Below are 7,344 nucleotides of genomic sequence, written 5' to 3' on the forward strand. Positions count from 1 at the left end.
TAGTCGCTGTTTCGCGTACGGGTTCGCCCCCCGTTTTCCCCAGCCCCGTTTTTTTCGACCGGAGGGCCGCGTGGTGATCGCCGAGCCGCTGCGGCCCCTCGCGGTGCCCCTGGACGACCTGCGCACACTCGAGGGGAACCCGCGCCGGGGTGACGTGGCGGCGGTGGCGCGCAGCCTGCGGCGGTTCGGGCAGCGCAAGCCGGTGGTCGCCCGGGCAGACGGGACGGTGATCGCCGGCAACCACCTGCTGGCCGCGGCGCGGGAGCTGGGCTGGTCGGAGCTGGCCGTGACGCGGGTCGACGACGACGACGCGACCGCGAAGGCGTTCGCGCTGGCCGACAACCGCACGTCTGAGCTGGGCTCGTTCGACCTCGGTGACCTGGCGGCGATGGCGGCCGAGGTCCACGCGGTGGATTCGGCGCTGCTTCAGGCGGCGAGCTACACCGAGGCGGACCTGAACGCGCTGCTGGCCGGCGAGGTGGTTCCGGCGAAGCTGACGGACCCGGACGAGGTGCCGGAGCCGCCAGCGGAACCGGTGACCCGGCCGGGGGGTCTATGGCTGCTCGGCGATAACCACCGGCTGCTGTGCGGGGACAACACCGCCCCCGAGGACCTCGACCGGCTGACCGATGGCGCGCTGGCCGACCTCGTGGTCACCGACCCGCCCTTTGCGATCTACGGTTCCAGTTCGGGTGTGGATTCCGACGTAGCCGACGACAAGATGGTCCGGCCATTCTTCGAGGCCATGTGGCGCACCATCCACGCCCGCCTCAAGGAGTTCGGCCACGCTTACGTCCATTGCGACTGGCGAAGCTGGGCGTCTCTCTGGGAGGCGGCCAAGCGCGGCCACATGACCCCCCACAACATGATCGTCTGGGACAAGGGCGGCATGGGCATGGGCTCCCACTACGGGAACACCCATGAGCTGGTCGCCTTCTTCGGCAAGCTGCCGCCGCAGCGGACCATGACGAACAGTGGCCCCGCCGGCCAGCGACTCGTCTACCGGCCCAACGTCCTTCACGTCAGCCGACCCAGCGGTGATGACCGACTCCACAACGCCGCCAAGCCGGTTGAGCTACTCCGCGAGTTCATCAAGAATTCCAGCGATCCGGGTGGCGTCGTGCTGGATCTGTATGCCGGTTCCGGCTCGACGCTGATCGCGGCACACGCCGAGGATCGTGCAGCGTGGCTGGTGGAGATCGAGCCGGCAACTTGCGACGTTGTGCTAAGCCGCTACCAGGAGCACACCGGGACCAAGCCGATCCTGGAAGCCACCGGCGAGCCCCACGACTTCACCGCCTGACTCTGCCAGCGCAGCACTCGTCGCGCCCACGGGTCGAGCGTGTGGGCGCACCACGCCGGGCGACCCGAGATCGTCCAGTCGGGGTCGGGCATCGGATCCCGGGACAGGCCGTGGCCTTCGCGCCAGCGGCGCTGTTGGATGGCGTCGCGGCCGACGCCGTACCGCTCGGCGGCGTCGGCGGCCCCGAGCGGCAGGCAGGTGTGAGCGTGGCCGGTCACCGGGTCACCTCGGCGCGCAGCTGGTCGTACAGGACCCCGGAGCGCAGGCCATGCTGGCGGGCGACGATGCGGAGCTGGCGGTTGAGTTGCCGGGTCCAGGAGTAGGGCATGAAGCCGACATCGATCCAGTAGCTGAGGGCGTTCTTGACGCTGTCGCGGGTGGGACGGACCGGGAAGTGCTCGGTGGTGCTCATCTGGTTGCCTCCTGGCTGGTCTGTTCTTCGCTAGGGACACTGTAGACCCTGGCCCTACGGTTGTCAAGCCTGACCCTACAGAATCTTGGGGCGAATCCTGATGTCCGGCCCCCCGCCGAAGACCCCTGAGCGGCGGCAGCGCCGCAACCAGCGGACGACCACCGGCCGCCAGGGCGGCCTGGTCGCGCTCGCGGGCGGGCAGGAGCCGGCCCCGCCGCCACCGCCGGGGCTGCTCAAGCCGGCCCGGGACCGGTGGGCGGCGTTCTGGGCGTCGAAGGTCGCCGACGCGGTCGACCGCACCTCCGACCTGCCCGCGCTGGTCCGCTGGATCGCCGCGACCGACGAGTACGACCGGGTCGCCAAGGTCGTCCGCAAGTCCCGGCTGGTGAAGGGGTCGATGGGCCAGCCGGTCGCCAACCCCTTGCTCGGCTACCTCGCCCAGCTCGAGAGCCAGATCGCCAGGGCCGAGGCCGCGTTCGGCATGACCCCGATCGCCCGGCTGCGCCTGGGGATCGCGCTCGGGGAGGCGGCGCGGTCGCTGGACGAGCTGAACAGGGCCCTGGACGATGACAGCGACGACGATCCCACCGACGACCCGCGGACACGGGTTGTGGAGTCCACCAGCCGACCCGCTGCCGCCCACGCTCGGCCCACGGGTCTGCCGCTGGGTGGAGAAGTTCCTCGTCCACGGTGAAGGCGACTATTTGGGCGAGCCGTTCCGGCTCGAGGACTGGCAGCGGGCGCTGATCTACCGGCTCTACGAGTACGACCCGGCGACGCTCAAACGGCTGGTCCGGCGTCTGCTGCTGGTGCTTCCCAAAGGTTGCGGGAAAACCGAGCTCGTTGCCGCGCTGTGCCTGGCCGAGCTCGCCGGCCCGACGGTGGCGACTCCCGACGGCCGGGGTGGGATGCGCAAGAGCCCCAACATCCCGGTGGCGGCCGCGTCGTTCGAGCAGGCGGACCGGCTGTTCGGCGCGGCCCGGACGATGGTGGCCGAGGGGCCGCTGCGCCCGCACTTGGAGGCGTTCGAGACCGAGCTGCTCTTGAAGGACCGTCCGGGGCGGATGTTCCGGGTGGCGGCGATCGGGGGGACCAACGACGGTGGGCTGCCGACGTGCGCGGGGTTCGACGAGATCCACGAGTGGGAGGGCCGCAAGGAGCGGGTCCACCTGGTCATCGGGAACTCGCTGGCCAAGCGTGCCGAAGGCCTTGAGCTGAACCTGTCCACCCCCGACAACGCCGACCCTGGGAGCCTGTTCGGCCGGCTGCACGCCTACGGCCTGAAGGTCGCCGCCGGGGAAGCGGCGGACCCGTCGTTCCTGTTCGTCTGGTACACCGCCGACGCCCGCCACGACCTCACCGACCCGGCGGCACTGCGTGCGGCCATCGCAGAGGCGAACCCGGCCGGGTGGCTGGACATCGAACGGGTCGCCGCCCGCCTCGAGGTTGACCGGGTCCCTGAGCACGAGTTCCGCCGCTACCACCTCGCCCAGCTCGTCCGCCCCGAAGGGCAGTGGCTGCCGCCGGGCGCGTGGGAGGACCTCGCCGGCACTGACCGGGGTGTCCCACCCGACGGTACCGAGATCGTCGCGTTCTTCGACGGCTCCTACAACGGCGACTCGACCGCCCTGGTCGGCGTGGTCCCGGGCGAGCGGCCGCACGTGTTCGTGATCGGCTGCTGGGAGCGGCCGGAGGGCGCCCACGACTGGCTGGTGCCCCGTGAGCAGGTGAAGGCCAGGGTCGCCGAGACGTTCCACCGGTGGAGGGTGCGGTTGTTCGGCTACGACCCGTTCGGCTGGCACCGCGAGGGTGAGGAGTGGGCTGAGGCGTACGGCGAGCCGCCGGTGCTTGTGTGGGAGACCAACCTGCGCAAGCGCATGAGCGCGGCGTGCTCCCGGTTCTACACCACCGTCGTGACCGCCGGCCTCACCCAGGACGGCGACCCGCGCCTGGCCCGCCACCTCCGCAACGCGGTGGTGAAGGAGACCCCGGAGGGGGCCTACATCACCAAGGCCGGGCGGCACGGCCCGAAGATCGACCTGGCCGTCGCGGCGGTCGGCGCGGTCGACCTCGCCGCCACCCCGACCGTTACGCCGCCCGCACCGTTCGCGCTCACGGGAAGGTGACCGATGGCGACCAGGATCCTTGACCGGGTGCCGCTGGACCGCGTCAGCGCCGAGGCCCGCGAGGTGCACCTCGGCCGGGCGCTGCTGACCCTGCTCGTCGGGGTGTTCTGGCTCACCGGCTGGCTGGCCGGCAAGGCGACGCTGGCCGTCGGGTTCGCGTGGGCGGCGGCGAAGGTCGGCTACCAGGACGCCCGCACGACACCCGGCGGGAGGCCACCGCGTGGGGTTCCTTGACCGTGTCGCCGCCAGCCGCGCGCCGCCGCAGCGGCGGCCAGCGAACCTGAGCCTGGACGAGTACGCCGAGCTGTTCAGGTTCACCGGCTTCAGTGGCGAGTACCCGCTGCTGCGCACCACGATGGGGCAGCTGGACGAGGAGCGGCTCGCCCAGACCGCCACCGCCGCCTACCACGCGAGCGGCCCCGTGTTCGCCCTCATCGTCGCCCGCCTCCAGGTCTTCAGCCAGGCCCGGTTTCAGTGGACCCGCTTCGAGGGCGGCGTCCCCACCGACCTGTTCGGCACCCCCGCGCTCAAGCTGCTGGAGCGGCCGTGGCGGGGCGGCACCACCGCGGACCTGCTCGCCCGCATGGAAGTGGACGTATCGACCGCGGGCACGTCGTTCACCCGCAAGGTCACCCGGCGGGGCGCCTCCCGGCTGGTCCGGCTCCGGCCCGAGCACGTGATCGTGGTGCTCGGCTCCAACGAGGACGCCGACCACCCCGCCGAGGCCGCCGACGTGGAGCTCCTCGGGTTCGCGTACAAGCCGCCCATGGGCCCGATGGTGCTCCTGGACGACCCGGGTGAGGTGGCGCTGTTCGCGCCCCTCCCCGACCCCGACCGGGTGTTTTTGGGCATGAGCTGGGTCACGCCGGTGCTGCGGGAGCTCCAGGCCGACTCGGCGCAGACCGAGCACAAGCTGGCGTTCTTCCGCAACTCCGCGACGCCGAACCTGGCGCTCAGGTTCGACCCCAGCATCACCATCGAGCAGGTCCGGGAGTTCAAGGCGCTGTTCGAGGAGGAGCACAAGGGCACCTGGCAGGCGTGGAAGACGCTCTACCTGGGCGGCGGCGCCGACCCGGTCCCGGTCGGGTCCAGCTTCAAGGACATGGACTTCTCCGCGGTGGCCGGCAAGGCCGAGAGCCGGCTGGCCGCGGCAGCTGGGGTGCCGCCGTCGTGGGTGGGGTTCAGCGAGGGCCTGCAGGGGTCGTCGCTGAATGCGGGGAACTTCACCAGCTCACGGCGCCGGTTCGCCGACGGCACGGCGCAGCACTGGTGGGTGAACGCGTCGGCGTCGCTGGAGCCGCTCGTCGCCGACCCGGCCAACGCCAAGGGCGCGTCCCTGTGGTTCGACACCCGCTCGGTGAGCTTCCTCCGGGAGGACGCCGGCGACCTCGCCAAGATCCAGGCGGAGGAGGCCGGCACGATCGTGAAGCTGGTCCGTGATGGGTTCACCCCGGAGTCGGCCATCGACGCGGTCAAGAACCACGACTGGTCGAGACTGAAGCACCTGGGACTCCTCAGCGTGCAGCTCCAGCCGCCGTTCACCGACCAGCCTGCACCCTCGAACGGGCAGGCCAACGGCAAGGTCCCAACTGGGATGGCAAGGTGATGCGGCGTGCCCTTCGGCCCTGACTGCGAGTTCGCCGACCAGGACGAGTGCGAGCGCGCCAACTCAGACCGGGACGACCCGGCTGCCTACTGCGCCGCGCTGCGGCGACGGACGGAGGAGCACTGCATGGGCAACCGCATCCCGGCGGCCGTCGTGCCGGGGATCGTCATGGGCCTGGGCCTCGACGAAGGCCGGCCACGGCTGCGGCTGGCCCGCCCGGTCGCCCAGCAGGCCCGACCCTGGTACCGGATCACCGCCAACGCCACCGAGGACGACGGCGAGGACCGGGACGAGCCCACAACCGACGGCGACACCACCATCATCGACATCTACGACGAGATTGGGTGGTTCGGCGTCACCGCCGCAGAATTTGTGAAGGACCTGCGGGCCGTGACCACGCCGAAGATCGAGCTGCACATCAACTCCCCCGGCGGGGACGTGTTCGACGCGATCGCGATCTACAACGGCCTGCGCCAGCATAAGGCCCAGGTCCACGTGGTCGTCGACTCCCTCGCGGCGTCCGCCGCCAGCTTCATCGCCATGGCCGGCGACCGGGTCACCGCAATGGCCAACGCCATGCTGATGATCCACGACCCGCTCGGCCTGGTGGTCGGCAACGCCACCGACATGCGGGAGATGGGCGACCTGCTCGACAAGCACGGCGACAACATCGCGTCGATCTACGCCGCCCGCGCCGGCGGTGAGGTGGCTACGTGGCGGGAGCGGATGCTGGCCGAGACGTGGTACCTCGCCGACGAGGCGTACAAGGCCGGGCTGGTCGACGAGGTCAGCGAGGACGACGGGCGCCCGGTGGAGGACCGCTGGGACCTGAGCGTGTTCGCCCGCCCTGCCCCTGCCGTCAGTGAGCCCGCTCCGGATGGGCCGGCCCCGCCGCCGGCCGCTGTGGCCCCGGCACCACCCGCCCCTGCGCCTGCCGAGACCACGCGCGTGGAGGACGCGCCACCCGCCCCCGCCCCTGCCCCGACCCGTACCGCCAGCAACGGCGACAGCCGCCGCAGCTACCTGGGAGAGACCGCCCCCTGGTACCTCCCGCGCCCGCACAGAGAGGAACCCGCCAGATGAGCACCATGGCTGCGCCCGCGCTCTCCATCGACGACCGCGAGGCCCGCGTCACCGAGATCGACGACCGCCTCGGCGAGATCGACACCGACTACGACGGCCAGGTCATGCCCGACACGGTCCGGGAGGAGTGGAACGGCCTCAACGGCGAACGCGACGCCCACATCACCGCGCTGCGGGAGCTGCGCGCCCGCAAGGAGCGCCTGGCCGCCATCGCCGACGCCAACCCGAAGGCGACCGAGCGCGTCGGGGACGGCAACGGCGGCACGCCGGTGGTGATCCGCCGCCGCGGCAACGAGATCTACGACCTGGCGCGGATCCGCTCGCAGTCCAGCTCCGACGAGGAGTACCGGGCGCAGCTGCACGACAACGCCAAGCGCGCGATCGAGCGGGCCAGCTACGGCACCGTCCGCGACGTGGTGACCCGCGAGGACGCCCAGACCACCGTCCTGCGCCTCCTGGACGCCGTCGATGACGAGCGCGGCACCCTCGCCCGCCGGATCCTGGCGACCGGGTCCCCGGAGTACGAGCGCTGGTTCTGGGCGCAGCTGACCGGCCGCAGCGACGTGCCCCGCCCCCAGGCCGCCCTGACCCTGTCGGGCACCGGCGTCGCGGTCCCCTTCGAGCTCGACCCCACCGTCATCATCACCTCCGACGGGGCGACCAACCCGCTCAGGCAGATGGCCCGCGTGGAGACGATCGTCGGGAAGAGCTGGAGGGGGGTCACCTCCGCGGGGATCACCGTCGGGCGGCTCGGCGAGGCGCTGCCGTCCACCGACAACGCCCCGGCCCTGGCGCAGCCGGAGGTCATCCCGAC

The 7,344-nt window shown here is 71.6% G+C and carries 8 protein-coding genes; 7 read left to right on the top strand and 1 reads right to left on the bottom strand.

Annotation, left to right across the window (positions count from 1 at the left end; all coding sequences use genetic code 11):
- The first annotated feature begins 103 nt into the window (after positions 1-103).
- A complete protein-coding gene (locus VG276_25035) occupies positions 104-1,303 on the top strand; it encodes a DNA modification methylase (GenBank protein ID HEV8652558.1) in 1,200 nt (399 codons plus the stop codon).
- 214 nt (positions 1,304-1,517) lie between these two features.
- On the opposite strand, the gene VG276_25040 is transcribed toward VG276_25035, so the two are convergent.
- A complete protein-coding gene (locus VG276_25040; GenBank protein HEV8652559.1) occupies positions 1,518-1,715 on the bottom strand; it encodes a hypothetical protein in 198 nt (65 codons plus the stop codon).
- A gap of 100 nt (positions 1,716-1,815) precedes the next feature.
- On the opposite strand from VG276_25040, the gene VG276_25045 reads away from it, so the two are divergent.
- The 6 genes from VG276_25045 to VG276_25070 all read left to right on the top strand — a co-directional run.
- Positions 1,816-2,409 (top strand): P27 family phage terminase small subunit, encoded by a 594-nt coding sequence (locus VG276_25045; GenBank protein HEV8652560.1) that lies wholly within the window; start codon positions 1,816-1,818, stop codon positions 2,407-2,409.
- Positions 2,384-3,841 carry a hypothetical protein gene (locus VG276_25050; GenBank protein HEV8652561.1) on the top strand — a complete coding sequence of 486 codons (1,458 nt, stop codon included), beginning with the start codon at positions 2,384-2,386 and terminating at the stop codon, positions 3,839-3,841. The genes VG276_25045 and VG276_25050 overlap by 26 nt, the downstream gene beginning before the upstream one ends.
- Positions 3,842-3,844: 3 nt before the next feature.
- A complete protein-coding gene (locus VG276_25055) occupies positions 3,845-4,075 on the top strand; it encodes a hypothetical protein (protein HEV8652562.1) in 231 nt (76 codons plus the stop codon).
- On the top strand, positions 4,062-5,447 hold the full coding sequence (locus VG276_25060) for a phage portal protein (GenBank protein ID HEV8652563.1): 1,386 nt from the start codon (positions 4,062-4,064) through the stop codon (positions 5,445-5,447). Before VG276_25055 ends, VG276_25060 begins: the two co-directional genes overlap by 14 nt.
- 6 nt (positions 5,448-5,453) lie before the next feature.
- Entirely contained in the window at positions 5,454-6,530 is a 1,077-nt protein-coding gene (locus VG276_25065) for a head maturation protease, ClpP-related (GenBank protein ID HEV8652564.1), read from the top strand.
- Positions 6,527-7,344, top strand: an 818-nt coding sequence (locus VG276_25070; protein ID HEV8652565.1) for a hypothetical protein, incomplete at its 3' end; no start/stop codon positions are given. The genes VG276_25065 and VG276_25070, both read left to right, overlap by 4 nt.

It is taken from the genome of Actinomycetes bacterium (assembly GCA_036000965.1).
GTDB lineage: Bacteria > Actinomycetota > CALGFH01 > CALGFH01 > CALGFH01 > DASYUT01.